A 23,688-nucleotide genomic window follows, 5' to 3' on the forward strand; every position below is an offset into this window, starting at 1 on the left:
CGGATGCAACGTCTGCTATGACCGAGATACACCCCCACCAGCGGGTCGCCGTCCTCGCGGACGCCCAGAACCTCTATCACACGGCCCAGAGCGTCTACAGCCGGAACATCGACTACTCGGCGCTGCTCGACAAGTCCGTTCAGGGTCGGGAGCTGACCCGGGCCATCGCGTACGTAATCCAGGCCGACAGCCCGGACGAGGAGCGGTTCTTCGAGGCGCTGGAGGACATCGGCTTCGAGACCAAGATAAAGGAACTCAAGACGTTCGGCGACGGCTCGAAGAAGGCCGACTGGGACGTGGGGATGAGCCTCGACGCGGTGACGCTGGCCAACCACGTCGACGCGGTCATCCTGTGTACCGGCGACGGCGACTTCTCGCGGCTCTGCTCGCACCTCCGCCACGAGGGCGTCCGCACGGAGGTCACGAGCTTCGAGGAGTCGACCTCCGAGGAACTGATTCAGGCTGCAGACTCGTTCATCGACATGTCCGAACGACCCGACACCTTCCTGCTGTAGACTCAGACCGGCCGGCCGTCTTCGCCGGCCGTGCCGCTCAGGAGCGCGCCGGCCGCGAGTCCGAGGACGGCGACCGCCGAGACCACGTAGGAGGTGAACGTCTGCTGGGTCGCCACCGCGAAGATGACGACGCCGAACACGACCAACAGCAGGGCACCGATTGTCTCTCTCATCGTGGGCCCAAGTACTCGCTCGAAGCTAATAAATCGACCCATAACCGCGGGGCGACGACGTGAGGAATCGTGACCTTTCGTCGACGTCTCTCGGTTCCTGTTACCGAGTCCCACTATCGGGGCGGTCGGGTCGGTCCCCGTCGGTGGGCGTCGCTCGGCCCGAGAGCGAAGCCTTTTCGCCGACCGACTCGAACCGGTGACGGATGACCACGCGCGAGACCGACGACGGGGCCGACGACCTGCCGCGACTTCGCACCGTCGCCGACTACCAGTTCGGGCCCGGCGTCGGCGCGGCGCTGTTTCCCGAGAGCGAGCGACTGACGGTCCGGCGCTCCTCGTCCGGGCGGCCCCAGCAGGTCCTCGCGGACGCCGGGCGAGTGGTGACCTACGGCACCGACGGCCGGTTCACGCTGGGGCTGGAAGGGGGCCGGCGGCTCGCGGCCGCGCTCGACCCGCCGGCGGGCCGCGTGACGGTCGGCGACGAGAGCGACCCGTTCGTCAGGGACGGCAAGAACGTCTTCGCCAAGTTCGTCTCGCGGGTCGGGCCGGAGGTCCGGCCGGGCGACGAGGTCGCGGTGGTCCACCGCGACGGGGGGCTGCTCGCGGTCGGCCGGGCCGAGCTCTCGGCCCGTTCGATGGCCGACTTCGACACCGGGATGGCGGTGCTGGTCCGGGAGGGTGCGGGCGACGAGCCGGTCTGACCCCGGCGGCGGTCGGTCCGCTCCAACACGCTTATCCCCTCACGTTCCGACGCTTGGAGTATGTTCGGAGGAGGCGGCGGGGGCCTCGATCCCCGCAAGATGAAGCAGATGATGAAGCAGATGGGCATCGACGTCGACGAACTCGACGCCGAGGAGGTCGTCATCACCAAGAGCGACGGTGAGCAACTGTACTTCGAGGACCCCGACATCACCGTGATGGACGCCCGGGGACAGGAGACCTATCAGGTCGTCGGCGAGGCCCAGAGCCGCGAGGCCGATGCTGGCGCTGTAGGGGACGCCAGTGCGGTCGAAGCGGGCGCGGACGCGGCGGCCGGCGACGACGCCATCCCGGACGACGACGTCGAAATCGTCGCCCAGCGCGCGGGCGTGCCCGAAGACGAGGCCCGCGAGGCGCTCGAAGCCACGGACGGCGACCTCGCAAACGCGATTCAGCGCCTAGAGTGACGGTCCTGCTGGTCCACGGCGACCGGGAGTACCTGCGCGAACCCGGCGAGGAGCTCCAGACCGACCTCGGCGTACTCGACGTGCCCGCCGACGTCGAGCCCGGCACCACGCTCGAGACCCATCTGGGCGAGCCCTTCGAGGTCCGGCCGCTCCGGGGTCCGGACCTGTTCAACCACTTCGAGCGCACCGGCGCGCCGATGATGCCCCGCGACGTGGGGCTGGTCGCGGGCCACACCGGCGTCGCCCGGGGCGACCGCGTGCTCGACGCCGGCACCGGGACGGGCGTGCTCGCGGCGTACCTCGGCCGGATGGGCGCGGACGTGACCACGTTCGAGCGCGACCCAGACTTTGCCGAGGTGGCTCGCGAGAACATGGCACTCGCGGACGTCCTCGACCGCGTGGACGTGCGCGCCGGCGACGTGACCGAGGCGCTCGACGCCGGCGACCTCGACGGTCCCTTCGACGTCCTCACGCTCGACACCGAGGACGCCCCGAGCGTGGTCGCCCGCGCACCCGACCTGCTGGTCGACGGCGGGTTCGTCGCGGTGTACTCGCCGTTCGTCGAGCAGACCCGCGAAATCGTCGCGGCCGCGCGCGAGGCCGGACTCGCGGACGTCGAGACGCTCGAAACCATCCAGCGACACATGGACTTCGACGACCGTGGCTCGCGGCCCTCGACTGCGGGCGTCGGTCACACGGGATATCTGACGTTCGCACGGCGGTCGTAGTTGCGAGGGCGGCGCGTTCGTGCGCGGGCGGCGGGAGACGCGGGTTCTAGTTGTCGTCTTCGCGCCACTTGTGCTCGCACTCGGTGCAGATGAAAAAGCGCGTCTCGCTCTCGTCGGCCGACCGAATCTGTTGCATGTACCACCGCGCCTCGTCGTGCCCGCAGTTCGGACAGTGGGCGTCGGTCACGGGGAGCGCGCTGTTCTCCTCGTCGCCGGTCTCGATGACCTCGCTCTCCTCCTGGTCGTCGGTGACGGTGTAGTTCGCGGCGTCGTCCTTGGGTTCCTCGTAGCCACAGCTCCCGCACACCCACAGGCCGTCCTCGGCTTTCATCATCGAACCGCACTCGTCGCAAAACTCCATTGGTGGCACGACGTAGCTGGCGTGGCAAGTTAAGCGCCCCGTTTTCGCCCCGGACGCGCCCCACGCCGGCCACACTGTCGAGTCGGCGACGACTCCGCGAGCGAGAACTTTCCCGAGTATAAAGACGTAAGACCGGCGGTCGCACACCGGACACGTATGCAACCCCGGTTCGTCGGTCGGCTCGGCGTGGCCGACGCCGTGACCTCGGCCAACGCCGCCCTGGGCTTTCTCGCGGTCGTCGCGGCCACCGTCGACCCGGGACTGGCGGCCCGACTCGTCCTGCTCGCGGCCATCGCCGACGGGCTCGACGGCGTGGTGGCCCGGAAGCTGGGGAGCACGCCCGCCGGCGAGTACCTCGACTCGCTCGCCGACGTGGCGTCGTTCGGCGTCGCACCCGCCGTGCTGGTGTTCGCGGTCGCGCGCGGTCGGTGGAGCCTCGCCGAGCCGTCGCTGGCCACGGCGGCGACGTTCGCCGTCCCCGCGCTGTTCGTGGCGATGGCGGTCGTCCGACTCGGGCTCTACACCGCCTACGACGTGGGCAACGCCCACACCGAGGGCGTCCAGACCACGCTCGCGGGGACGGTTCTGGCCGCCGCCGTGCTCTCGGGCACGACCGACGCGGGCGTCCTGCTCGGAGCCACCGGCGCGTTCGCAGTGCTGATGGTAGTCGACGTCACCTACCCGGACCTGTACGCCCGGGACGCGCTGGCGATGGGTGGCCTGCAGGCGCTGGCGGTCCTCGTTCCGACCGCGCTCGGCGGCGCGTTCCCGCGACTCCTGCTCGGGGCCGCGCTCGCGTACCTCCTGCTGGCCCCGCGATTCTACTGGCGCGAACTCCCCGACTCGTCCGCCGACGCGGTCCGCGACGAACCGGTCGACGGCGACGACCGCGAGTCCGAGCGCCTCGACGCCGAGGGGTCCGACGCCGGCACGAGCCACGGCGACTGAGGACCGGGCTCGGCGACCGGCCGGACCGTTCCCGAGGTGGAAGGGAAACGCTCTTGAAGCGTACGCACGGAGGTTCGACCATATGAGTCCGGTAAGCGAAACGGGGGCGGACGAATGAGCGACGAGGGCGAGGACAGCGACGTCGAGAGCGAGGCGGCGGACGCCGAGGACGAGACCGCCGACGAGGAGGCGGTCGAGCCAGTACTCTCGGAGGACGAACTCGACGCCGAGTTCGACCAGGCCGAGTCGGACCTCGACGCGGCCGAGACCGAGGCCGACCTCGACGACGTCGAGACCGCGCTCGACGACGTCGAGGGCCACCTCGAACGCGCCGACCTGCCCGACCCCGACGACGACGAGGAAGACGGGCCGCGCGCGGCGTTCGAGGACCGGCTCTCGGAGCTCCGTGCGGACCTCGAGGCCGAGCGGGGCCCGTACGCCGAGGACGTCGTCGAGGACGCCTCGGCGGCCGGGACGACCGTCGAGGACACCGAGTGGACCGACGCCGGTCGGGATGAACTGGCCGACGCGGTCGAGACGTTCGTCGCGGACGTCGAGGCGGCGCTCGGCACCGACCTCGGCGTGACGGTCACGCCGGCGGTCGAGGACCTCGCCGGCGCGATAGAGGACGCGGCCGTGGCGGTCGGCGAAGCCGGCCTCGACCCCGACGCGGACGCCGAGACCGTCGCCGACCTCGTGGCCGCGACCGAGGCGCTGGAGGCCGGCGTGGCGGACGCCGAGGAGTGGGACGACCTCACCACCCGCGAGCAGTTGCAGGCCCAGGGGTACTACGAGGTGCTCGACCACCGCAAGGACTACCCGCCCGAGTGGCACGCGCTCAAGGTCTGGGAGAAGCGCAACCGCGCCGACATGGTGTTGCTCGCGCTCGACAGCTTCGAGTCGAACTTCATGGAGGAACACTGTCTGGACGCGCTCGTCCGGATGGGCCATCCGGACTCGCTCGACGCCATGACCGACCGCGCCGGGCGTCGCGACGAGGACGCCATCCGCATCCTCGGCAAGATCGGCCACGAGGACGGCCTCGACGCCGTCCTCGAATACGTCGACTCGGACCCGGGCCTCGCCAAGCCGGCGCTCACGGCCGCCGGCGAGATCGGCAGCGAGGAGGCCACCCAGGACGTGGCCAACCAGCTCGCAGCCGACGACGCGTCGGTCCGCAGCCGGGCGGCGCGCGCGCTCGGGCTCATCGGCGACGCGCGAGCCATCGACCCGCTGGCCGACGTGCTCGACGGGGACGACGCCGACGAGGTGCGGGCCAGCGCGGCGTGGGCGCTCAACCGGATCGGCACCGAGCGGGCGCTCGACGCGGTCGCCGAGTACGCCGACGACCGGTCGTACCTCGTCCAGAGCGAGGCCGAGAAGGCGGGGACCGAGCCGGAGCCGGCCGCGTAATCGCCGCGTACTCCGAGCCTCCCGTTTTCAGTACGACATTGACCCGCCCGTCGACGGAGTAGTGTGACGATACTGCGACCGGGCCCAGGTTACCTCTCCAATAACAATGAGACGTTCGTACGTTGTAATACGCGGGTCCAATGTCGTTCGACGCGGAACCGCTCGGCCGCTGTCCGGAGTGCGGGACGGAGATCGCGCCGGACTTCCTGCTCATCGAGTACGAGTCGGGGGGTCGGCCCACGCGCTTCGCCGAGTGTCCGGACTGCCGGGACGTGGTTCACCCCTCGGCCGACTGAGACGCGATTCGCGTCGGTTCGCGCCCGCCCTCCGGGTCAACCCAGCAGCGCCGCGACGAACTGGAGCGCGAACGAGACCGCGACGAGGAACGCGCCCACGCGGCCGGCCCACGTGTGCTCGACGACTTCGCCCGGCGAGATGTCGACGCTGTAGTCGTTGTACTCCTGGCTGTACTCGACGTAGCTCGGGAGCTGGAAGAACTCGAAGAAGACGAGCGCGGCCCCGAGCGCGCCCAACGCGTACCCGGCGAGTTCGAGCGCCGCCACCAGTTCGACCATACTGACACCCCCGAACCTGTCGAGCAAAAAGCCTCCGGTCCCCGAGGGTTTAAATCCGAAGACGCGACGAAAGCCCCCCGTGCGCCCCTTCACCCTCCCGGCTCCGGCCGGGCGACTCGCGCTCGGTCTCGCGGTCCTGCTCGCCGTCCTCGCCGCGGGTCCGCCGGCGGTATCGGTCGCGGCGGCACCCGCCTCGACAGCGTCGACGCCCGCCACGGTTGCGGGGGTGTCACCGGCCACCGTCCCCGGCAACGCCTCGACGGTCGCCCCCGGAAAGGGCGCGAGTGGGGACACTCCGAACGCATCGGCTGACCACTCGAGCGACGCGCCGACTCTCGTCGCGCTCTACCCGAATCCCGCGACCGACGGCGACGCCGGGGAGTTCGTGGCGGTCCGCTTCCCGAACGGGACCGACGCCTCGGACTGGTCGCTCGACGACGGCGAGTCGACCGTCCCGCTGCCGAATTCGACCGTCTCAGGCCGAGTGGCGGTCTCACCCGACCCCGAGGTCGCCCGAAACCGGACCGACCTGCGCGTCCTCGGACTCGACGCCGACCTCTCGCTGGCCAACGGGGGCGAGACCGTGCGACTGACCAGTGGCGACACCGTCGCCGACGTCGCCGAGTACGACGACGCTCCCACGGGCGAGCGCTGGCACCGGACGCCAGCGGACCAAGACGACTGGACGTGGACGCCCCTCGGCACGACCGACTTCGCGCTCGAGCGGTCCGGCCCCGCGAGCGCTCGGGCGTTCGTCCTCCCGGACTCCCCGGAGGTCCCCGTGGAGACGCTCCGGCGGGCCGACGACCGCCTGCTGGTCGCCGGTTACACGTTCACCTCCGAGCGCGCGGCCGACGCGCTCGCGGACGCGGCCCGGCGCGGCGTCGAGGTCAGGCTGCTCGTCGACGACGCACCGGTCGGCGGCCTCGCACGCAGGGAGGCCGAACTGCTCGACTCACTGGTCGCGCGCGGGGTCGCGGTCCGGGTGCCGGACGGCCCGCTCGCGCGATACCGGTTCCACCACGCCAAGTACGCCGTCGCCGACGACCGGGCGCTGGTGCTGACCGAGAACTGGAAGCCGGCCGGCACCGGCGGCCACGGCAGTCGCGGCTGGGGCGCGGTCGTTCGCGACGGGGCGACCGCCGACCGACTCGCGGCGGTGTTTCGGGCCGATGCCGAGTGGCGCGCGGCGGTGCCGTGGTCGGAGTTCCGGAAGGGCGAGCGCTTCGAGCCGACCAACGCGACCGACGAGTCGTACCCCGAGGAGATTCCGCCCGCGAACGTCACCGTCGAGTCGGCCGGGCTACTGGTCGCGCCCGACCACGCCGAGTCGTCGCTGGTCTCGCTGCTCGACGCGGCCAACGAGTCGCTCCGGGTCCAGCAGGTCGAGATCGGCGACCGGCGACAGCCGTTCGTGCGCGCGAGCCTCCGGGCCGCCCGACGAGGCGTCGACGTGCGAATCCTGCTCAGCAGCCCGTGGTACGCCGAGGAGGACAACCGCGCGCTGGTCGAGTGGCTGAACGAGCGCGCCGACAGCGAGGACCTGCCCCTTGACGCCCGCCTCGCGAATCCCCGAGGTCGCTACGAGAAGATTCACGCCAAGGGCGTGGTCGTGGACGGCGAGGCGGCGGTGGTCGGCAGCATGAACTGGAACAACAACTCCGCGCGGAACAACCGGGAGGTCGGGCTCGTCTTACGCGGCGAGGAGCCGGGCGCGTATTACGCCGACGCCTTCGACGCCGACTGGCGGGCGAGCGCGGGCGGGCCTGCGGGCGGCGAGCGGTTCCCGGTCGGCCTGCTCGTGGCGGTAGCCGTCGGGGCGCTCGCCGCGATACTGTACGCCAGACGCGAGGTGGTGTTCGAGAACTGAACGCGGTCAGTCGTCCTGCTCGTGGCCGACCACGGTGCTCTGGAGCTCCTCGTCGAGTTCGGCGTCGGCCATCTTCTCGACCAGGGTGTCGAGCACCTCCTCGCGCATGCCGGGCACGAACTTGATGGAGCCGACGACGAGGTGGCCGCCGCCCGAGACGCCGCCCCCGACGACCTCCTCGTCGAGTTCCGACACCATCTCGGGGATGTCGAGCCGGACGCCGTCGCTCCGGAGGACCGCGAAGTCCGGGCCGTAGCCGATGGTGATGACGGGGTCGCCCGTCTCCTGGACCTTCCGGTCGTGTATCTCGCCGGTGGTCTTGCCCGGCGCGGGGAAGGTGAACCGGTGGGCGTGGTTCTCCACGTCGACGCGGTAGAGGTGGGCGTCGCTCTCCAGCCGCTCGTGTTCGACGTGGGGCATCGCGGCGTCGAGCTGGTCGTCGACCTCCGAGCGGGCGGTCTCGGCGAGGAACTCGACCAGTTCCCGGTGGCGCTGCTCGTCGTCGCTGCCGACGTTGAGCACGTCGTTGATGAGGTTGCGGCCCGCGTCGTACTTGAGCCAGTGGGCCTCGTAGTCGAGCGCCTCGCCGACGTCCCGGAGGAACGACTCCTCGTACCCCTCCGACTCGGCCAGTTCCACGTAGTCGGTCATCGCGTCGGCCTTCGAGCGGTCGCACAGCCCCGCGACCGCCGGAACGTGACGGAGTTCCTCGGTGATCGGCGGCCATATCATCCGCGCCAACTCGACGCACATCATTCCGGTCGTGATGCGGTAGTCCTCGTCGTAGAGGTACGGGTTGACGTGGGCGTCGACGTAGGGTTCGACCGCCTCGGGGTCGGGGTGGTGGTGGTCGACCACGACGATGGGGATGTCGTAGTGGGCCAGGTTCTCGTAGGCGGGCACGTCCTCGGCAGTGGACCCGTTGTCGAGCATCAACAGCATCGGGAGCTTCTGGCCGTGGCGGGCCTGGTCTTCGAGCGCGAAGTTGAGGTCCCGGGTCACGTCCTCCATCTCGTAGAAGGGAGCCTTCGAGGGGAGGCGCTTGAACAGGTGGCGCTTGGCCTCGGGGTCGTGGTGGGTCTGTTCGATGAACTTTTCGAGCGCGAGTTGGACCGGAATCGAGGCGCACATCCCGTCGCCGTCGGCGTGGTGACGAACCCGGATGGGTCGGCTCTCGAGGACGGTCCGACGGAGCTGGCGGGCGACCGATTCGAGGTCGGGAAGCAGTTGCGCGAGCGCGGGCCACTCGACCAGCGGTTCCACGTCGTGTGGCTCGGCGCGCGCTTCGAGCGCTTCGGTGAGCCGCCCCCGTACCGCCTCGGCCTCGTCGCCGGCCAACACGTCGAGCGCGTCGACCTCGACCTGGAGGGCGTTGTCCCGCTCCTCGACGTCGCCGGTGATGCGAATCACGTCGTCGATTTCGACCTCGGGGTAGGCCCGGACGCCGGCCTCCTCGAACGCCGCGCAGGGGACGACGCCCGTCTCGTCGCTGACGTGGAAGATGGTCGGGCCGCCGGTCTGCTTGATCTGGACGACCTCGCCTTCGAGGTGGACGGTCGCGCCGATCTCGTCGCCGAGTTCGCCCGCGTCGGCCACGTCGTAGTCGTGGCCGACCGGTTCGGTCTCGTAGTCGTCGACGTCGACCGGGTCGAAGCTCAGGTCGCCGTTCTCCCGTATCTCGGTGAGTTCGACCACGAGGTCGTCCCCGACCGCGTAGCTCCCCTCGTAGGTCGACTCGTGGGCGAGTCCGGAGACCGACTCGGAGACGTCCACGAACACGCCGTAGTCGACCACGCCGTTGACCGTCGCGCGGTAGTAGTTGCCCTCGGAAACGTCCTCGACCGTACAGTCCGGGTCGAGGTCGTACACGACGGGCGGGCCGCCCTCACCGGAGTCGTCGTCAGTGGTCATTCTTGGAGTGATTTCGGTTCGGCCGATTTTAAGGGTTTGCAACTGGACCCGCGGGGCCGCTCGTCTCGCGTTCCGTGAGGCATATGTCGGTCGCCTCCCGAGTGTCGGACATGGACCGCCGAACCTTCCTCGCCGGCGGCGCGGGCCTCGCGTCGGTCGGCTTCGCGGGCTGTAGCGCGTTCACCGGCACCAGCGCCAGCGCCGACGAGGACGACTACGACGTGGGCATGGGCGCGGCGTTCTTCCGGCCGGCCGAGCTCGAGGTCGCGGCGGGCGAGACGGTCGTCTGGCGCAACACGGGCAACCGTCGTCACACGGTCACGGCCTACGAGGGCCGGTACCCCGACGGGGCCGAGTTCTTCGCCTCCGGGGGCTACGACGACGAGGCGAGCGCCCGCGAGGGGTGGCGGGACGGCTTCGGCGGCGCAATCGAGTCGGGCGAGGAGTACGAGGAGACCTTCGAGGTGCCGGGAACCTACCACTACTTCTGCATCCCCCACGAGCCGTCGGGGATGGTCGGCCAGGTCGTGGTGACGGAGTAGCGAGTCGAACCGCGATAAAACGAGAATCGAATCGAACCGCGAAAGGCCGCGTTCAGACCTCGACTTCTTCCTCGTCGACGTCCACCGAGGTCTCCTCCTCGGCGGCGACCTCCTCGGGCCGCGCTTCCATCGTCGCCTTCTGGACCTCGACGCGCCGGAGCGGGTAGATGGTCTTGGCGTCGCCGTAGATGGCCGAGGAGAGCCGACCCTCGACCACGCTGTCGATGAGGGCCTCGAAGGTGCGGTCCTCGGCGGCCTCCTCGACGATGTCGACCATCGTCTCGCGGATGGCCTTCTCCTGGCTCGCGTCGGCGCTCTTGGTGGTGAACGCCACCGGCTGAATCTGGACGCGGTAGTCGTCGGTGGTCAGCACCGTGACGTACGCCTCTATCTTCGACGCGCCACGCCGCACCAGGCTCCGCAGGTAGTCGCGGGTGAGTTCGTGCTTGATGAACTCGGTGTAGGCCGCGTCGCTCCCCACGTCGTTTATCTTGAACGTGAGCTTGGTGTTGTTCTCGCTGGAGTCGCCTTTCAGCTCGCCCAGCGTGGTCTCGACGTTGCGACCGACCACCTTCTCGGGCTCGTCGGCGGGCGTGCCGCCGAGTTCCTGTCGGTCGAACTGCTGTGGCGCGTGGATGGTGTACCAGCGCTTCTCCTGTTGCTGCTTGGATACGCTTCGTTCGCTCATTGGTCGTGTGTAGTGTCTGTCTGGGTATCCGCGTGTCGGTTGGCGTGCTGTGCTACGTCTCGGGCCACCGCGAGGTTGACCGCGTAGTCGTCGACCGTGGTCCGGAGACCGCCGGTCGTCGACCGCTCGACGGTCGTGACGACGGTTCCGGGACCGTCGGCCTCGCGTTCGACGCGCGTCTCGATCTCCGGCGTGTTGTCCGGCCGGACCGCCGCCGCGACGATGTCGGCGTCCGCCAGCGTCGTCCGGAGCGTCGCCGAGCGCGTGGCTCCGGTCGTCGCGTCGCCACGCGGCGGCGAGCCGTCGTCCGAGGCCGAGCGCTCGTCGGTCACGTTCCGGCCTCCCGGAACGCCGCGAGGAACTCCCGCGCCGCGGTCTCGGCGTCGAATCGGGCGTAGCCCCGGCGGGCGGTTCCGCCGCCGCGACCGCCGACCTCGGCGGCCGCCTCGGTCATCGCCGCGCCGACGTCGGCGGCCTCGACTGCGGCGGCGGCGGCCGCCGACTCGGTCACGACGAGCGCGACCGGTTCGGGCGACCGGAAGTCCCGGACGAGTCGGGCGACCGTCTCGACCGGCGCGTCGTCGGTCCGGAGGGCGAACAGGCCGTCGTACCGGCCGGTCGTTCCCTCGCGCAGGGTCGCGTGGGCGCGCTCGGCGTGAGCGCGCCACGCGTCGAGCGCGTCGGCGCGCACGTCGTGACCGAGCGCCAGCGCGACGCCCGTTCCCGGTCGCTCGCGCGCGACCGCCGCCAGCACGTCGGCGTACCCCTCGACCGTGGCGAACGCGTTCGCGCCCGACTCGCGGTCGGCTCCGACGGCGTGGGGGGCGAGCGCGCGCTCGACCGCCTCGGCCGCCCGGTCGGTCGCGGCCTCGTCGCCCGCGACCGCCAGCGCGTACTCGGCGGCGACGGTCCGGCGGGCCGACTCGTCGAGGTCGACCGGGAGGTCGAGCTCGGCCAGCGCGGCCTGCGCGGCGTCCGGGTCGCCCGAGTAGTCGGCGTGAGCCAGCGTCGAGTGGGCCAGCCCGTCGGCCAGGTCGTCGGTCGGGACGCCCACGCCGGGACGGCGCTCGACGCCGGCCTCGCGGGCCGCCTCGAGGACGTGTGCGGTCTCGCCCGCGCCGGGCGGGCGTTCGGCCGCGACGACGCCAGCCAGCGCCAACATCGGGTCCGGTGTGGCGTCGAGTTCGCGGGCCGCGTCGAACGCAATCACGCTCGTCGGCGTCGCTTCGCCCGGCAGGTGGACGTCCGCGCTCGGGTCGAGTCCCACGCCGACGGTCGCGTCCGCGTCGCTCGCGTCGTCGTCCGGGTCGGCGTCGGCCAGCGTCTCGCCGAAGCGACCGACTCGGACCTGATACGGCACGTCGCGGGCACCGCAGGCGCGTGCGAGCAGGCCGGCCGCCGCGAGGCAGTCGCCGTCGGCACGCGCGAGGACGCGGACGAAGCCGGCCTCGCGCAGTGCGGCGGCCGCGTCGCTGGCGGCGGGGGCTGGCTCGTCGCCCGTTTCGCGTCGGCCCGAGGCTGACATCTACTCGTCGAGCAGCTCCTTGGCCGTCTCGTACGAGTACGAGAAGCCGGCGTCGAGTTCGTCGCCCCGGTAGTAGTCCACGAGCCGACGGACCTTCGACTGGGTGTTCTGGAGCGCCCGCTTGTTCTGGGCGTCCTGGGGGTTCTCGTCCATGTGCTCGCGCAGGCGGACGGCCCGCTCCATCAGGTTCCGGAGGTCCTCGGGCAGGTCGGGGTCGGCGTCGTTCTCGTCGAGAATCTCGGTGACCTTCTTGCCGGTCGCCAGCTTCACGTCCGGGACGGGCGTGCCGGTCACGCCCTCGTCCCGAAGCTTCAGGCCGATCTCGCTCGGGCTGTGGCCCTGTTCGGCGAGTTCGACCACGCGGTCCTCGACGGCGTCGGCGTCTACGTCGCTCCACTCCGGCGGTTCGTCTGCCACGGGTTTGTCCGAGTCGGACGACCCGCGGCGTCGGGTGTGCATTCGTGCCATGGTTGTCTGATTGGAACTGCACAGGCCGCTAAATCGCGTTCCTGTGGCGTGCTGGTGCGTCCGGGTGACGCGGCGCACGTCCGCAATCCCGAGCCACTGAAAGAGCGAGGCGTCGCGCCTCGGCGTGGCGAGTCAGATTTGCGGCTGTGCTGTTCCCGTGTCCGGAACCAGCGCACCCGTGACGGTAAGGCTTACGGAACCGCCGTGCCCGGCGACCTGTCGCCGCCTCCGAGTTCCAGTCGAGCTTTCCGCGACCGGAGTACCCTTCCGGGTCGCGGCCGTACTCCGGGCCATGTCGGAAACCAATCGAACGTTCCTGCTGGCGAATCGCCCCGAGGGCCGACCCGACCGCGACACCTTCGAGTTGGTCGAGCGCGAGGTGCCCGACCCCGGTCCCGGCGAGGCGCTGGTCCGCACCCTGTACCTCTCGGTCGACCCCTACATGCGGGGTCGGATGGACGACGCCGAGTCGTACGCCGAGCCGTGGGCGGTCGGCGAACCCCTCCGAGCGGGCGTGGTCGGCGAGGTCGTCGAGTCGAACGGCGCGGGCTTCGAGCCGGGCGACGTGGTCGCGGGCGACCTCGAATGGGCCGACTACGCCACCGCGCCGGGCACCGACCTCCAGCCGGTCGACCCCGACCTCGCACCCGTCTCGACCGCGCTGGGCGTCCTCGGGATGCCCGGCCGGACCGCCTACTTCGGCACTCGCGAGGTGGCCCAACCCGGTCCGGGCGACACCTTCGTCGTCACGGGCGCGGCGGGCGCGGTCGGGTCGGTCGCGGGCCAGATAGCCGGTCTCTCGGGCGCTCGCGTGGTCGGGTTCGCCGGGTCCGACGAGAAGGTCGCGTTCCTCGAAGACGAACTCGGCTTCGACGCCGGCATCAACTACAAGGACACCGACGACTACCGGGGTGCGCTCGACGAGGCGGCCCCGGAGGGCGTGGACGCCTACTTCGACAACGTGGGCGGTCCCATCACCGACGCCGTCTTCTCGAAGCTCAACGTGGACGCCCGCGTGGCGGTCTGCGGCCAGATTTCGCTGTACAACGCCACGGAGATGCCGACGGGACCGCGCAAGCTCCCGACGCTGGTCCAGAAGCGAGCGCGGGTCGAGGGCTTCCTCATCGGTGACTTCGCAACCCGGTTCGAGCAGGCGACCCGGCGGCTCGGTCGGTGGATTTCGGAGGGGAAGATACAGTACCGCGAGACGGTGACCGAGGGGTTAGAGAACGCGCCCGACGCGTTCCTCGGGCTGTTCGAGGGCGAGAATATCGGCAAGCAACTCGTGAAGGTCGGCGAGCGCGACGCGTAGAACGCGGCTCCGATTACCGGCGACACCGTCCCGACGACCGGCGCGAACTCGACTGGGAGGTTAAATCCAGCCCTCGCGCCGGAGCAGTTCCCCGTTCAGCACCGCCGCGCCCGCCGCGCCCCGGATGGTGTTGTGCGCCAGACAGTTGTACTGGACGCCGGCCGGCGTCTCCTGGACGCCGCCGGCCGCGACCGCCATCCCGCCGCCGAGCGTCCGGTCGAGCCGGGGCTGGGGTCTGGCCGGGTCGTCGAACACCTCGATGAGCCGGTCGGGCGAACTCGGGAGGTCGAGGCCCTCGACGGCGAGGAAGGCGTCCTCGACTTCGGCGGCGGTCACGTCCCGGGCGGTCTCGGCCCAGACGTTCTCGAGGTGGCCGTCGATGGTCGGCACGCGGTTGCACGACGCCGAGACCTCGGCGTCGTGGTGGGCCAGTTCCGCGCCGTCGAACGTGCCCAGGAGCTTGCGCGACTCGGTCTCCATCTTGTCCTCCTCGCCGCCGATGTGCGGGATGACGTTGTCGATGATCTCCATCGAGGAGACGCCCGAGTAGCCCGCACCGGAGACGGCCTGCAGCGTCGAGACGTGGACGCGTTCGAGTCCGAACGAGTCGAGCGCCGCCAGCGTCGGGACCATCGTGATGGTCGAGCAGTTGGGGTTCTTGACCACCGCGCCGTCCCACCCGCGCTGGTCGCGCTGGACCTCCAGCAGGTCGAGGTGGCCCGGATTGATTTCGGGAATCACGAGCGGGACGTCGTCGGCCAGTCGGTCGTTCGAGGAGTTCGATGAGAGGACGTAGCCCGCCTCCGCGAAGTCGGGTTCGACCTCGCTCGCCACGCCCGAGGGCAGCGACGAGAACAGCAGGTCGACGTCGTCGGGCACCGGCTCGGGGTCGGTCTCGCGAACCGTCAGGTCGGCCACCGACGACGGAATCGGCGCGTCGACCCGCCACTTTGCGGCCTCCTCGTAGGGGAGGCCGGCGCTCGCGTCGCTCGCAGTTACCGCCGCCAGTTCGAACTCCGGGTGGCCGTCCAGCAACTGGACGCATCGCTGGCCGACCGCTCCGGTCGCACCGAGAATACCGACTCGTACGGTCATCGTCGGGACTGGGGTCTACGGTAGCAAAACGGTTTGGATACCACGGGTTGTTGCACGCGGTGGGCGAGGCCGACGACGGCCACCCGGGAGTCGCTCGGAGAGCGCCGGTACGAATCGCAGAAAGACGCTACTGCTTGCGCGTGACGTAGCCCGCGATCTGGTTGCGGACGCCCTTCGACTCGATGTTGGTGAGCTTCGTGACGCTCTCTTTGTTCTGGTCGAAGTCGGCCGTGAACGCTTCGGGGTAGCGGTCGAGCAGGATGGTGCCCGTCTTCTTGACGTAGTCGGGTTTGATCGGCATGCCGAACAGTCGACGCCGGGAAACCAAGTGCGTTGCGGTCTCGGGCGGTCGGGGCCCGCGGCGTCGAATCGACAACTCCTATGGGACCGACCCCGTAGCTCGCCCGTGCGTTCGGTTCACGCCCAGTGAGTGTTCACCCGATGTACGACACCATCCTCGTTCCGACAGACGGCAGCGACGGCGCGGCCGCCGCCACGGCGAACGCGCTCGACCTCGCGGCGACGTACGACGCGACGGTTCACGTCCTGTACGTCGCCGACGTTCGGATGAGTCCGGTCAGCGCCGACATGGACGACGAGGCGGTCGCGGACCTCGTCGACGAGTCGGACGCCGACCCGACCGCCCCGATACTCGACCGGGCCGACCGGGCCGACGTCCCGGCGGTGAGCGCGGTCCGCCACGGCGTCCCCCACGAGGCCATCGTCGCGTACGCCGACGACCGCGACGTCGACCTCGTCGTGATGGGAACGCACGGCCGAACCGGACTCGACCACGCCCTGCTCGGGAGCGTGACCGAGCGGGTCGTCCGGACGAGCGACGTCCCGGTGCTGACGGTGCCGACAGGCGACTCGTAGGGCGCGTCGCCCGCTCGGCGTCCCGACGCGGCGGTCACCGACCGTCGAGCAGCGACAGTATCCGGTCGCGGTTCACGAGCCCCCAGATGGACGACACCGCCAGCACGACGAGCAGTATCACGGCCGCGAGGACGTTCTCGTCGGCGAAACTCGCGCCGGACACGTTCACGACGACGTAGGCCGGGGCGCGCCCGACGAGTGCGAGGACCACGAGCTTCCACAGGTCGACGTCGGTCAGTCCCGCGACGAAGCAGACGGCGTCGTCCGGGAGGCCCGGGACGAGGAACACGACGAAGAGGCCGCCGAGCCCCGCGCCCGCGACGAACTCGTCGAACCTCGCCAGCGCGTCGTCGCTGATGACGGTCTCGACGAACGGCCGGCCGTACCGCCGCGACAGCCAGAACGCGACGAAGCTCCCGATGGCGAGACCGACGAGGCTGTACACCGACCCCCAGACGCTGCCGAACAGGTAGCCGCTCACGAGGCCGGTCACCTGCCCGGGAATCGGTGCGACCACGACCTGGAGGGCCTGGAGCGCGACGAACGTGACCGGAGCCAGCGCGCCGAAGCCGGCGACGAACTCGCGGAGCGCGGCCGCGTTCGTGAGAAACGGGGCGTAGGTCCGCACGAGCGCCACGAGCGCCGCGAACCCCGCGAGGACGGCGACCACCGCGAGACCGACCCGTCGCCGTGCCGCCGGGGACTCGAAGACGTTCACTGTCGGGACTCAACGGGTTCGTTTCGGAGCCGCCGACGAAAGTATTCCGCTTCCCGAGCGGTTCGGGCTCACTCGTCGAGGTGGCTCCGGAGCCGGTCGAACGCCCGCTCGACCCGGCGGTCGCCACACGTCCGCCCGACCGCCTCGAAGTACGCCAGTCGGTCCCGCAAGGTCGACTGGTCGTAGGCGTCGACCCCGAGCCGCGAGGCCGCGACCGTGGCCTCCACGACCGCGTTGAACCCCCGCGAGACGGTCGGGACGGTCTCGCACTCGACGGCCGCCTCGCGGGGTCGAAGCTCCCACTCCTCCCACTCGGTGCCGCCGGACTCGCCCGCGTCGACCCGCTCGGCGGCTACTTCGGCCCACGCGTCGGCGCTCGCGAGTACCGGCTCCTCGATTTCGTAAATCGAGAGCGCGGCGTCCGCGAAGTCCACGGGGTCGCGGGTGAACTGGACGTAGCCGCCGCCCCGCCGGTGGAAGTTGCGTCGGGTTCGGGTGTTGCCCCACGTCCGCGCGGTGACGGCGGCGGACTCGCCGGGTTCGTCCGGCGAGTCCGGCGATTCGGGCGGATGGAGGCCCAGCGCGGCGACGTTCCACAGGTCGTTCGGGCTGAGCGTCGTCACGACCGACTCGGTGACGCCCCGGAACGCGACCGGCCAGCCGGCGTCCTCGGACTCGGGGCCGGACCCGCCGTCTTCCCGGTCGCTCACACCGTCACCTCCCCGCGTTCGAGGGCGACGAACAGGCCGGCCGCCGTGAGGTCGGCGGTCGTGCCGGGGTTGACGCCGTCGGCGACCAGCGACTCCGCGAACGCCGCGACCACCTCGGGACCGCCTTCGAGCGCCTCCTGGGCCCGGACGCGCACGCTCTCGGCGGTCTTCGTGCCGTGCTGTTTCGCGACCAGCGTGTCGGGTTCGCGGGCGAGCAGTTCGAGGTACACCTGCGCGGCCTTCGCCGAGGCCGGAACCGAGTCGGGCAGGTCGGCGAGCCGGTCGGCCGCCCGGAAGGTGCGCTCGAAGCCGCCGGTCCACTCGGCGGCCACGTCATCGTCGTCGTCGCCGAGCGCCAGCACGTCGGACAGCGTCGCGTCGCGCTCCTCGACCGCCGGAATCGCGTCGCTCCCACGGCGGACGTCGAGGGTCTGGGCGTCCTCGGGCGGGTCGTCGACGAACACGTCGGCGTGGTCGAACGCCCGGTAGAAGTTCGCGGCGTCCTCGGTCGTCGTCGCCTCGACGACCCGCGTCGCGTCCTCGGGCGAGAGGTCGCCGGAGCCGCTTTCCCCGCCGGAGGCCGCTGCCCGGACTAGCGGGACGAGCAACAGGAGCGCGCCGAACTGGGTGTTGCCGCCCCGTTGGCGACTCATCCCGGCGACAGCGCGCTCGAACGCCTCGCCCACGGGCGCGCCATCCTCGGCCGCGCGCAGACCCGACCCCGACCCGACCGCGCCCGCGAGGAAGTGCTCGAATCGCAGGTCCGGGAAGTCGCGCTCGCGGTCGACGTTCCCCGGCTTGGGCGTGCCCGCCACCTCCAGCAGGAGCGCGAGCTGGGCGTTCTCGGCGGGCGTCATCGCGGCACCTCCCGCCGCTCGCGCTCGCCACGGTCGGCCCGCCCGTTCCCGGCCACACCGTCCCGGCCGCGCTCGGCGAACCAGCCGTCGACCGCACTCCGGACCCGCCGGAGGACCGCCGGGTCGTCGCTCGGCCGGCCGACGCTCACCGCGTCCGCGCCGTAGGCCAGATACTCGCGGACCGACGCCTCGTCGCGCACCTCGTTGTTGGCGACGACGAACAGGTCGGCCGCGTCGGCCACGTCGGCGACGACCGACTCGGAGTCCATCGCGTCGACGTGGACCGCGTCGGCTCCGGCGTCGGCGACGACGCGGGCGACCTTGGCGAGGTCGACGCCCGGCACCTCGGCGCGGACCTTGACGCTCACGTCGGCCCCTTCGCCGGTTGCGGCCGCGACCTGCTCGGCGAGTCGGTCGGGGTTCCCGAGCAGGGACTCGCCCGCGCCGGCCGCGCACATCTCCGCCTGCCGGCAGTGGGCGTTGAGTTCGAGGACGGCGTCGCGGTCGGCACAGATTCGCGCGACCGCCCGAATCGGCGGCAGCGATGCTGACCGGACGTTGACGCCCGCCCGGAGGTCGGCGTCGGCGAGCGCCGCGAGTTGGCGGTCCGCGAACGCGACCGGGTCGTCGGGCAGGAACTCCACGCGGTCCCGGTCGACCATCTTCCGGGCGGCCTCGCGAGTGGGTTCGTCGAGCGCGACGCCGCCGAGCAACGCCGCGCCCGCGAATCGCTCGCCGGTTTCGGCCCACGCGGCGTCCGACCGGCCGCTGAGGCTGGCGAGCGCGAGTCTGGGTTCGAACATCACGCCACCTCCCCGGTCGGCTCCGGCGCTCGCCCGACCAGTTCGAGCGCGTCGGCGACCGCTTCCGCCACGCACTCGGCGTCGCGTTCGTCGGCCATCTCGGTGTCGGTCCGAACGACGGGGCGGTCGAGGTCGGTGCCGTCGGCCTCGTCCAGCACGAACGCGTCGGCGAAGGGGTAGGCCGCCGCGACGCCCCGCGTCGAGGGGTCGTAGCCCACTGCGTCCATCAGTTTCGCGGCCGGGCCGGAGAACACCTCGTCCTCGACGAACGGCGAGACCGCGACCACGGTGGCGTCGCGGAGCGCCTCGCGCAGGGCGTCGATGGCGACCATCGGCCCGATGCTGGTGACGGGGTTCGAGGGCCCGATTACGACTGGCCCCGCCGCGATGGCGTCGAGCGCGGCTGGCGAGGGGTCGGCCGCGTCCGCGCCCCTGAAATCCACGTCCGCGACTGCGGGGTCGGCGCGGTGGGCGACCCAGAACTCCTGGAAGTGCATCTCGTCGGCGTAGTCGGATTGGGCGTCGGTGCGGACGATGCTCGCCACCGGGTCGTCGCTCATCGGCACCACGTCAACGGGCGCGTCGAGCGCGCCCGCGAGCGTGCGCGTGACCTCGGTGAGGCTGTGGCCCTCGTCGAGCAGACTCGTCCGCGTGAGGTGGACCGCCCGGTCGCGGTCGCCGATCTCCATGAACTCCCCGACCCCCGAGAACCGCCGCCAGTCCGCGAGGTCGCGGCCGGCGGTCTGGGCCTCGTCGGGCAGGTATCGCGGCCCCGCGTCGAGGTCGGCGGCGTCGGCGAGCGCGCGCAACTCGTCGTGGGTCTCGGTCGTGTCGTCGGCGATGCCCCACCACCGCTCGCGGTCGAGCAGGTCGCCCTGCTCGAACAGCACGGTGTCGACGTCCGGGCAGACGAGCAGACCGCCCAGTTCCACGTCGTCGCCGGTGTTGGCGACCACGGTGGTCTCGGCCGAGTCGAAGACGGAGTCGGCTCCCGCGAGGAGTTTCGGGGTGCCGGTGCCCCCGGAGAGGAACGTCGTCATACCCGGACGTGCGTGTTCGGAGGGGTAAATGGTTGTGCTGTTCGGTGGATGCGTAGGTGATTGTCGTTGCGTACACGTGAGCTGGCGCAACCTTCCACCCGGCGCGCGTTGGCGCGGCTTCATGCCGCGCCAGCATTCGCGCGAGGGACGAGCATCGCAGGCCGAAGGCCGAGAAGCGCAGGAGGCTGGGGAGGTGTGAGGTTGCGTTGCCGTGCAGTGCGGTTGCGGTTTCTCATTTGCCTCGGCAGTAGCTAGCTTCACGATTCAGTCGACCGTTATTCTGGGTTCATTTAAACTAGCTACTGCCGAGGCAAATGAGAAATCGAAACCTCACACCTCCCCAGCCTCCTCACTCCCTCGCTGCGCTCGGTCGTTCGTCCCTCGCGCGCGTTGCTCGCGCGCGCCGGAGTGGGACAACCTCAAAAGCAGGAGTCAACGAAAACGGCGGGGACCGTGGCGAAGTGAATCTAGATTTTGGAGCCACTCGTTGACGCAATCGAAGGGTCCGTTTCGCCGCCGTAACGCAGCCGGCACGTGAACTTATCACCTCGTCCACGCTACGGGGGGTATGGACTGGCGAATCGTCGTCGCCGGATTCGTCGTGAGCGTCGGATTCGTCGTCGGCTGGATGGAGTTCGGCACGCTCGGCGGGGCGGTTCTCTCGGTCGTCTTCGTCTCCGGGCTGTTCCTCGCCGACTGGGCTATCGACGAGTACATCTACGAGGTGTAAATCGAGTCGTTCCGAGTACTCTCACCGTCGTTCGACCGATCTCCTCCCCGCGCTTTTTATACCAAGACGGCGAAACGCGGAATATGAAGACCATCAAGGACAGCGTCCACGACCACATCGAGGTCGAGGGCGTGGCTCGGGAACTGCTGGACGCGCCCGCGGTCCAGCGGCTCCGCCGCATCAAGCAGCTCGGGCCCGCCCACCTCGTCTACCCCTCCGCGAACCACACCCGGTTCGAGCACAGCCTCGGGGTCTACTACCTCGCGTGCGAGGCGCTCGACCACCTCGGGATTCAGGGCAAGCGCGCCGAGCGGGTCCGGGCCGCCGCCATCCTCCACGACGTCGGCCACTGCCCGTACAGCCACGCCATCGAGGAGGTCGTCCACCGTCACACCGGCAAGTACCACGACGACGTCCACGAGCTCCTCGCCGACAACAAGGTGGGGGAGGTGCTCCGCGACCACGGCCACGCGCCGGACGCCATCGCGGACCTCATCGCTGGCGAGGGACGACTGGGCCAGCTCGTCGCGGGCGAGCTCGACGTCGACCGGATGGACTACCTCGTGCGCGACGCCCACCACACCGGCGTCCCGTACGGCACCATCGACCACGCCCGACTGGTCCGGGAGCTGACGCTGGTCGACGACGAACTCGTGCTGGCGGCGGGCAACGTCCCGACCGCCGAGAGCCTGCTGCTGGCGCGCGCGCTGATGAACCCGACCGTCTACAACCACCACGTCACCCGCATCGCGCGGGGCATCCTCCAGCAGGCCACCGAGCGCCTGCTGGAGGCCTCGGACGTGACCCCCGAGCGGCTCCGCCGGATGGACGACGCCGACCTCCTCGTGGCGCTGCGCGAGACGCCCGAGACCGCCGAGTTCGCCCGGCGGCTGAGCGACCGCGACCTCTACAAGCGGGCGGTGTGGGCCGAGATGGGCGACGTGCCCGAGGCGGTCATCGACGCCGACCACGCGACGCTCCGGGAGTTCGAGGCCGACGTCGCGGCCGACGCCGGCGTCGACCCCAGCGAGGTCATCGTCGAGGTGATGGCCCGTCCCGGCATGACCGAGTCCGAGTCGCGGGTCGTGGTCAACGGCGAGATACGGCGGCTCGAGGAGCAGTCGGCGCTGGTGGCCGCGCTCCAGCACGTCCAGCGCGCCCAGTGGCGGCTCGGCGTCTACGCGCCCCGCGAGGCCACCGACGCGGTGGGCCACGCCGCCGAGCGCGTGCTCGGACTCGAGACCGACGGCGCGCTCGTCAACGAGGTCCGGACGCCGGGGACGCCCACGACGCTCGACGAGTTCGGGTCGCCGCCGGATAACTGAGTTCGACGGCCGACTCCGCCCGGTGTCGGACGCTCGGCGGACGAACGAATGGGGAGCTTCAAGGGCGTTCCGGCGCATCCCGAACACATGATTGTCGAGGGGACCGTACTCCGAGGCCCCGAGTTCGAACCGGTAGCGGGCCGCGTCGTGGTCGAAGACGGGGAGATAACCGCAGTCGAGGAGGCGTCGGTCGACTCCTCGAAGGTCGTGGTGCCGGCGTTCGTCAACGCCCACACCCACATCGGCGACTCGATCGCCAAGGAGGCCGGCGGCGGGCTGAGCCTCGACGAACTCGTCGCGCCGCCCGACGGCCTCAAACATCGGCTGCTCCGGCAGGCCGACCGCGAGGAGAAGGTCGAGGCCATGCGCCGGTCGGCCCGGTTCATGCAGCGGACCGGCACCGCATCGTTCCTCGAATTCCGGGAGGGCGGCGTCGAGGGCGTGTACGCGCTCCGGGAGGCGGTCGAGGGGCTGGATATCGACCCCGTGATACTGGGGCGCGAGACCGTCGACGCCATGGCGGCCAGCGAGGGGTTCGGCGCGAGCGGCGCGCGCGACGCCGACTTCTCGCGCGAGCGCACCGCCACCGCCCGCGAGGGCAAACTGTTCGGCATCCACGCGGGCGAGCGCGACGCCGCCGACGTCAACCCCGCGCTCGACCTCGACCCCGACTTTCTGGTCCACATGGTCCACGCCGAACCGCTCCACCTCGACCGCGTCGAAGACAGCGGTGTCCCGGTGGTGGTGTGTCCCCGCTCGAACCTCGTCACCGACGTCGGGGTCCCGCCCATCGCGGAGCTGGTCGAGCGCACCACGGTCGCGCTGGGCACCGACAACGTGATGCTCGACAGCCCCTCGATGTTCCGGGAGATGGAGTTCGCGGCCAAACTCGCCGACGTGAGCGCCCGCGAGGTGCTCCGGATGGCGACGCACAACGGCGCGAAAATCGCCGGGCTCGACTGCGGAGTCATCGAGGAGGGACGCCCGGGGAAGCTCCTCGTGCTCGACGGCGATTCGGACAACCTCGCGGGCGCGCAGGATGTGGTCCGCGCGGTGGTCCGGCGGGCCGGAGCCGGCGACGTCGCGGACGTGGTCCTGTAGGCGACCCCGACGACCGACCGGAGGTCGACTCGCGCGAGTCGCTCGGCCCGACGCTCGCATCGGTGGCCGGTTGTTTCCGCTTTCGTTCGCGCCGTACCAACTCGAATCCCGGGACGTCGGTGGGCCGCGCCCAATCCCGGCAGTTTTTATTACCGGGACGCGTAACCCAAGCATAGACCGTTCGCTCGCGGGACGTGGCTTCGGCCGCCGCGGGGTCCCTCCACGGCTGCAAGACGCC

Annotated in this window: 29 protein-coding genes; 14 read left to right on the plus strand and 15 right to left on the minus strand. The window is 70.7% G+C overall.

The window, feature by feature from the left end:
- Positions 1–17: 17 nt before the first annotated feature.
- Complete coding sequence (locus tag EPL03_RS05415; protein WP_135828295.1) at positions 18–515, plus strand: LabA-like NYN domain-containing protein; 498 nt, start codon at positions 18–20, stop codon at positions 513–515.
- A 2-nt stretch (positions 516–517) separates the two neighbouring features.
- On the opposite strand, the gene EPL03_RS19785 is transcribed toward EPL03_RS05415, so the two are convergent.
- Complete coding sequence (locus EPL03_RS19785) at positions 518–688, minus strand: hypothetical protein (protein ID WP_168216183.1); 171 nt, start codon at positions 686–688, stop codon at positions 518–520.
- Positions 689–891: 203 nt separating this feature from the next.
- Here EPL03_RS19785 and EPL03_RS05420 point away from each other — a divergent pair, with 203 nt between their 5' ends.
- The 3 genes from EPL03_RS05420 to EPL03_RS05430 are packed head-to-tail and all read left to right on the plus strand — an operon-like array spanning position 892 to position 2,582.
- On the plus strand, positions 892–1,389 hold the full coding sequence (locus tag EPL03_RS05420) for a PUA domain-containing protein (RefSeq protein WP_135828296.1): 498 nt from the start codon (positions 892–894) through the stop codon (positions 1,387–1,389).
- A gap of 60 nt (positions 1,390–1,449) precedes the next feature.
- Positions 1,450–1,854 carry a nascent polypeptide-associated complex protein gene (locus tag EPL03_RS05425; protein WP_135828297.1) on the plus strand — a complete coding sequence of 135 codons (405 nt, stop codon included), beginning with the start codon at positions 1,450–1,452 and terminating at the stop codon, positions 1,852–1,854.
- Positions 1,851–2,582, plus strand: coding sequence for a tRNA (adenine-N1)-methyltransferase (locus EPL03_RS05430; RefSeq protein WP_135828298.1), 732 nt, complete (start codon positions 1,851–1,853; stop codon positions 2,580–2,582). The genes EPL03_RS05425 and EPL03_RS05430 overlap by 4 nt, the downstream gene beginning before the upstream one ends.
- Positions 2,583–2,628: 46 nt before the next feature.
- Here the strand turns inward: EPL03_RS05430 and EPL03_RS05435 are convergent, their stop codons facing one another.
- Entirely contained in the window at positions 2,629–2,943 is a 315-nt protein-coding gene (locus EPL03_RS05435) for a transcription factor S (protein WP_135828299.1), read from the minus strand.
- A gap of 156 nt (positions 2,944–3,099) precedes the next feature.
- Here EPL03_RS05435 and EPL03_RS05440 point away from each other — a divergent pair, with 156 nt between their 5' ends.
- The 3 genes from EPL03_RS05440 (at position 3,100) to EPL03_RS19790 (ending at position 5,600) form a co-directional block, all read left to right on the plus strand.
- The gene (locus EPL03_RS05440; protein ID WP_135828300.1) at positions 3,100–3,891 is read left to right on the plus strand and encodes a protein sorting system archaetidylserine synthase; all 792 of its coding nucleotides are present in this window, start codon (positions 3,100–3,102) and stop codon (positions 3,889–3,891) included.
- A gap of 114 nt (positions 3,892–4,005) precedes the next feature.
- Complete coding sequence (locus EPL03_RS05445) at positions 4,006–5,304, plus strand: HEAT repeat domain-containing protein (RefSeq protein WP_135828301.1); 1,299 nt, start codon at positions 4,006–4,008, stop codon at positions 5,302–5,304.
- 140 nt (positions 5,305–5,444) lie between these two features.
- Entirely contained in the window at positions 5,445–5,600 is a 156-nt protein-coding gene (locus EPL03_RS19790) for a DUF7837 family putative zinc-binding protein (RefSeq protein WP_168216184.1), read from the plus strand.
- 36 nt (positions 5,601–5,636) lie between these two features.
- Here EPL03_RS19790 and EPL03_RS05450 read toward each other — a convergent pair whose 3' ends face one another.
- Positions 5,637–5,879, minus strand: a complete 243-nt coding sequence (locus EPL03_RS05450; protein WP_135828302.1) for a hypothetical protein — start codon at positions 5,877–5,879, stop codon at positions 5,637–5,639.
- 79 nt (positions 5,880–5,958) lie between these two features.
- Between EPL03_RS05450 and EPL03_RS05455 the strand changes: the two genes are divergently transcribed.
- Positions 5,959–7,749 (plus strand): phospholipase D-like domain-containing protein, encoded by a 1,791-nt coding sequence (locus EPL03_RS05455; protein ID WP_244605199.1) that lies wholly within the window; start codon positions 5,959–5,961, stop codon positions 7,747–7,749.
- 6 nt (positions 7,750–7,755) lie between these two features.
- On the opposite strand, the gene EPL03_RS05460 is transcribed toward EPL03_RS05455, so the two are convergent.
- A complete protein-coding gene (locus EPL03_RS05460; RefSeq protein ID WP_135828303.1) occupies positions 7,756–9,660 on the minus strand; it encodes a DHH family phosphoesterase in 1,905 nt (634 codons plus the stop codon).
- A gap of 110 nt (positions 9,661–9,770) precedes the next feature.
- On the opposite strand from EPL03_RS05460, the gene EPL03_RS05465 reads away from it, so the two are divergent.
- Positions 9,771–10,202: a cupredoxin domain-containing protein gene (locus tag EPL03_RS05465; RefSeq protein ID WP_135828304.1), complete on the plus strand. Its 432-nt coding sequence runs from the start codon at positions 9,771–9,773 to the stop codon at positions 10,200–10,202.
- A 52-nt stretch (positions 10,203–10,254) separates the two neighbouring features.
- Here EPL03_RS05465 and EPL03_RS05470 read toward each other — a convergent pair whose 3' ends face one another.
- From EPL03_RS05470 to EPL03_RS05485, 4 genes are read right to left on the minus strand one after another with little or no spacing between them, the layout of a single operon-like run.
- Positions 10,255–10,890: a 30S ribosomal protein S3ae gene (locus tag EPL03_RS05470; protein WP_135828305.1), complete on the minus strand. Its 636-nt coding sequence runs from the start codon at positions 10,888–10,890 to the stop codon at positions 10,255–10,257.
- A complete protein-coding gene (locus tag EPL03_RS05475) occupies positions 10,887–11,222 on the minus strand; it encodes a KEOPS complex subunit Pcc1 (protein ID WP_368277058.1) in 336 nt (111 codons plus the stop codon). The genes EPL03_RS05470 and EPL03_RS05475 overlap by 4 nt, the downstream gene beginning before the upstream one ends.
- Positions 11,219–12,415 (minus strand): serine/threonine-protein kinase, encoded by a 1,197-nt coding sequence (locus tag EPL03_RS05480; RefSeq protein ID WP_135828306.1) that lies wholly within the window; start codon positions 12,413–12,415, stop codon positions 11,219–11,221. Before EPL03_RS05480 ends, EPL03_RS05475 begins: the two co-directional genes overlap by 4 nt.
- On the minus strand, positions 12,416–12,883 hold the full coding sequence (locus EPL03_RS05485; RefSeq protein ID WP_135828307.1) for a 30S ribosomal protein S15: 468 nt from the start codon (positions 12,881–12,883) through the stop codon (positions 12,416–12,418). It lies immediately after the preceding gene.
- Between the two features lie 292 nt (positions 12,884–13,175).
- Here EPL03_RS05485 and EPL03_RS05490 point away from each other — a divergent pair, with 292 nt between their 5' ends.
- Positions 13,176–14,195 (plus strand): NADP-dependent oxidoreductase, encoded by a 1,020-nt coding sequence (locus EPL03_RS05490; RefSeq protein ID WP_135828308.1) that lies wholly within the window; start codon positions 13,176–13,178, stop codon positions 14,193–14,195.
- Between the two features lie 60 nt (positions 14,196–14,255).
- Here the strand turns inward: EPL03_RS05490 and asd are convergent, their stop codons facing one another.
- Both asd and EPL03_RS05500 read right to left on the minus strand, forming a co-directional pair.
- Entirely contained in the window at positions 14,256–15,290 is a 1,035-nt protein-coding gene (gene asd / locus EPL03_RS05495; RefSeq protein WP_135828309.1) for an aspartate-semialdehyde dehydrogenase, read from the minus strand.
- Positions 15,291–15,417: 127 nt separating this feature from the next.
- Positions 15,418–15,591 (minus strand): 30S ribosomal protein S17e, encoded by a 174-nt coding sequence (locus EPL03_RS05500; protein ID WP_135828310.1) that lies wholly within the window; start codon positions 15,589–15,591, stop codon positions 15,418–15,420.
- A 140-nt stretch (positions 15,592–15,731) separates the two neighbouring features.
- On the opposite strand from EPL03_RS05500, the gene EPL03_RS05505 reads away from it, so the two are divergent.
- A complete protein-coding gene (locus EPL03_RS05505) occupies positions 15,732–16,166 on the plus strand; it encodes a universal stress protein (protein ID WP_135828311.1) in 435 nt (144 codons plus the stop codon).
- Between the two features lie 34 nt (positions 16,167–16,200).
- On the opposite strand, the gene EPL03_RS05510 is transcribed toward EPL03_RS05505, so the two are convergent.
- The 5 genes from EPL03_RS05510 to cofD form a co-directional block, all read right to left on the minus strand.
- On the minus strand, positions 16,201–16,884 hold the full coding sequence (locus EPL03_RS05510) for a TVP38/TMEM64 family protein (protein WP_135828312.1): 684 nt from the start codon (positions 16,882–16,884) through the stop codon (positions 16,201–16,203).
- Positions 16,885–16,952: 68 nt separating this feature from the next.
- Complete coding sequence (locus EPL03_RS05515) at positions 16,953–17,594, minus strand: DUF447 domain-containing protein (protein WP_135828313.1); 642 nt, start codon at positions 17,592–17,594, stop codon at positions 16,953–16,955.
- Entirely contained in the window at positions 17,591–18,451 is an 861-nt protein-coding gene (locus EPL03_RS05520) for a triphosphoribosyl-dephospho-CoA synthase (protein ID WP_135828314.1), read from the minus strand. The genes EPL03_RS05515 and EPL03_RS05520 overlap by 4 nt, the downstream gene beginning before the upstream one ends.
- Positions 18,448–19,254, minus strand: coding sequence for a tRNA-dihydrouridine synthase (locus EPL03_RS05525; protein ID WP_135828315.1), 807 nt, complete (start codon positions 19,252–19,254; stop codon positions 18,448–18,450). Before EPL03_RS05525 ends, EPL03_RS05520 begins: the two co-directional genes overlap by 4 nt.
- On the minus strand, positions 19,254–20,294 hold the full coding sequence (gene cofD, locus EPL03_RS05530; protein ID WP_135828316.1) for a 2-phospho-L-lactate transferase: 1,041 nt from the start codon (positions 20,292–20,294) through the stop codon (positions 19,254–19,256). The genes EPL03_RS05525 and cofD overlap by 1 nt, the downstream gene beginning before the upstream one ends.
- 568 nt (positions 20,295–20,862) lie before the next feature.
- Between cofD and EPL03_RS19795 the strand changes: the two genes are divergently transcribed.
- The 3 genes from EPL03_RS19795 (at position 20,863) to EPL03_RS05540 (ending at position 23,450) form a co-directional block, all read left to right on the plus strand.
- Positions 20,863–21,024, plus strand: a complete 162-nt coding sequence (locus EPL03_RS19795; protein ID WP_168216185.1) for a hypothetical protein — start codon at positions 20,863–20,865, stop codon at positions 21,022–21,024.
- 83 nt (positions 21,025–21,107) lie between these two features.
- Entirely contained in the window at positions 21,108–22,349 is a 1,242-nt protein-coding gene (locus EPL03_RS05535; RefSeq protein WP_135828317.1) for an HD domain-containing protein, read from the plus strand.
- An 87-nt stretch (positions 22,350–22,436) separates the two neighbouring features.
- Positions 22,437–23,450 carry an amidohydrolase family protein gene (locus tag EPL03_RS05540; RefSeq protein WP_135828318.1) on the plus strand — a complete coding sequence of 338 codons (1,014 nt, stop codon included), beginning with the start codon at positions 22,437–22,439 and terminating at the stop codon, positions 23,448–23,450.
- The last annotated feature ends 238 nt before the right edge of the window (positions 23,451–23,688 follow it).

The organism is Halorussus halobius (genome assembly GCF_004765805.1).
GTDB lineage: Archaea > Halobacteriota > Halobacteria > Halobacteriales > Haladaptataceae > Halorussus > Halorussus halobius.

What these genes read in the sequence shown, in the direction of transcription:
- EPL03_RS05415 (WP_135828295.1), top strand. Translation starts at nt 18, where the DNA reads ATGACCGAGATACACCCCCACCAGCGGGTCGCCGTCCTCGCGGACGCC.
- EPL03_RS19785 (WP_168216183.1), bottom strand. Translation starts at nt 688, where the DNA reads ATGAGAGAGACAATCGGTGCCCTGCTGTTGGTCGTGTTCGGCGTCGTC.
- EPL03_RS05420 (WP_135828296.1), top strand. Translation starts at nt 892, where the DNA reads ATGACCACGCGCGAGACCGACGACGGGGCCGACGACCTGCCGCGACTT.
- EPL03_RS05425 (WP_135828297.1), top strand. Translation starts at nt 1,450, where the DNA reads ATGTTCGGAGGAGGCGGCGGGGGCCTCGATCCCCGCAAGATGAAGCAG.
- EPL03_RS05435 (WP_135828299.1), bottom strand. Translation starts at nt 2,943, where the DNA reads ATGGAGTTTTGCGACGAGTGCGGTTCGATGATGAAAGCCGAGGACGGC.
- EPL03_RS05440 (WP_135828300.1), top strand. Translation starts at nt 3,100, where the DNA reads ATGCAACCCCGGTTCGTCGGTCGGCTCGGCGTGGCCGACGCCGTGACC.
- EPL03_RS05445 (WP_135828301.1), top strand. Translation starts at nt 4,006, where the DNA reads ATGAGCGACGAGGGCGAGGACAGCGACGTCGAGAGCGAGGCGGCGGAC.
- EPL03_RS19790 (WP_168216184.1), top strand. Translation starts at nt 5,445, where the DNA reads ATGTCGTTCGACGCGGAACCGCTCGGCCGCTGTCCGGAGTGCGGGACG.
- EPL03_RS05450 (WP_135828302.1), bottom strand. Translation starts at nt 5,879, where the DNA reads ATGGTCGAACTGGTGGCGGCGCTCGAACTCGCCGGGTACGCGTTGGGC.
- EPL03_RS05460 (WP_135828303.1), bottom strand. Translation starts at nt 9,660, where the DNA reads ATGACCACTGACGACGACTCCGGTGAGGGCGGCCCGCCCGTCGTGTAC.
- EPL03_RS05465 (WP_135828304.1), top strand. Translation starts at nt 9,771, where the DNA reads ATGGACCGCCGAACCTTCCTCGCCGGCGGCGCGGGCCTCGCGTCGGTC.
- EPL03_RS05470 (WP_135828305.1), bottom strand. Translation starts at nt 10,890, where the DNA reads ATGAGCGAACGAAGCGTATCCAAGCAGCAACAGGAGAAGCGCTGGTAC.
- EPL03_RS05480 (WP_135828306.1), bottom strand. Translation starts at nt 12,415, where the DNA reads ATGTCAGCCTCGGGCCGACGCGAAACGGGCGACGAGCCAGCCCCCGCC.
- EPL03_RS05485 (WP_135828307.1), bottom strand. Translation starts at nt 12,883, where the DNA reads ATGGCACGAATGCACACCCGACGCCGCGGGTCGTCCGACTCGGACAAA.
- EPL03_RS05490 (WP_135828308.1), top strand. Translation starts at nt 13,176, where the DNA reads ATGTCGGAAACCAATCGAACGTTCCTGCTGGCGAATCGCCCCGAGGGC.
- asd (WP_135828309.1), bottom strand. Translation starts at nt 15,290, where the DNA reads ATGACCGTACGAGTCGGTATTCTCGGTGCGACCGGAGCGGTCGGCCAG.
- EPL03_RS05500 (WP_135828310.1), bottom strand. Translation starts at nt 15,591, where the DNA reads ATGCCGATCAAACCCGACTACGTCAAGAAGACGGGCACCATCCTGCTC.
- EPL03_RS05505 (WP_135828311.1), top strand. Translation starts at nt 15,732, where the DNA reads ATGTACGACACCATCCTCGTTCCGACAGACGGCAGCGACGGCGCGGCC.
- EPL03_RS05520 (WP_135828314.1), bottom strand. Translation starts at nt 18,451, where the DNA reads ATGACGCCCGCCGAGAACGCCCAGCTCGCGCTCCTGCTGGAGGTGGCG.
- EPL03_RS05525 (WP_135828315.1), bottom strand. Translation starts at nt 19,254, where the DNA reads ATGTTCGAACCCAGACTCGCGCTCGCCAGCCTCAGCGGCCGGTCGGAC.
- cofD (WP_135828316.1), bottom strand. Translation starts at nt 20,294, where the DNA reads ATGACGACGTTCCTCTCCGGGGGCACCGGCACCCCGAAACTCCTCGCG.
- EPL03_RS19795 (WP_168216185.1), top strand. Translation starts at nt 20,863, where the DNA reads ATGGACTGGCGAATCGTCGTCGCCGGATTCGTCGTGAGCGTCGGATTC.
- EPL03_RS05535 (WP_135828317.1), top strand. Translation starts at nt 21,108, where the DNA reads ATGAAGACCATCAAGGACAGCGTCCACGACCACATCGAGGTCGAGGGC.
- EPL03_RS05540 (WP_135828318.1), top strand. Translation starts at nt 22,437, where the DNA reads ATGATTGTCGAGGGGACCGTACTCCGAGGCCCCGAGTTCGAACCGGTA.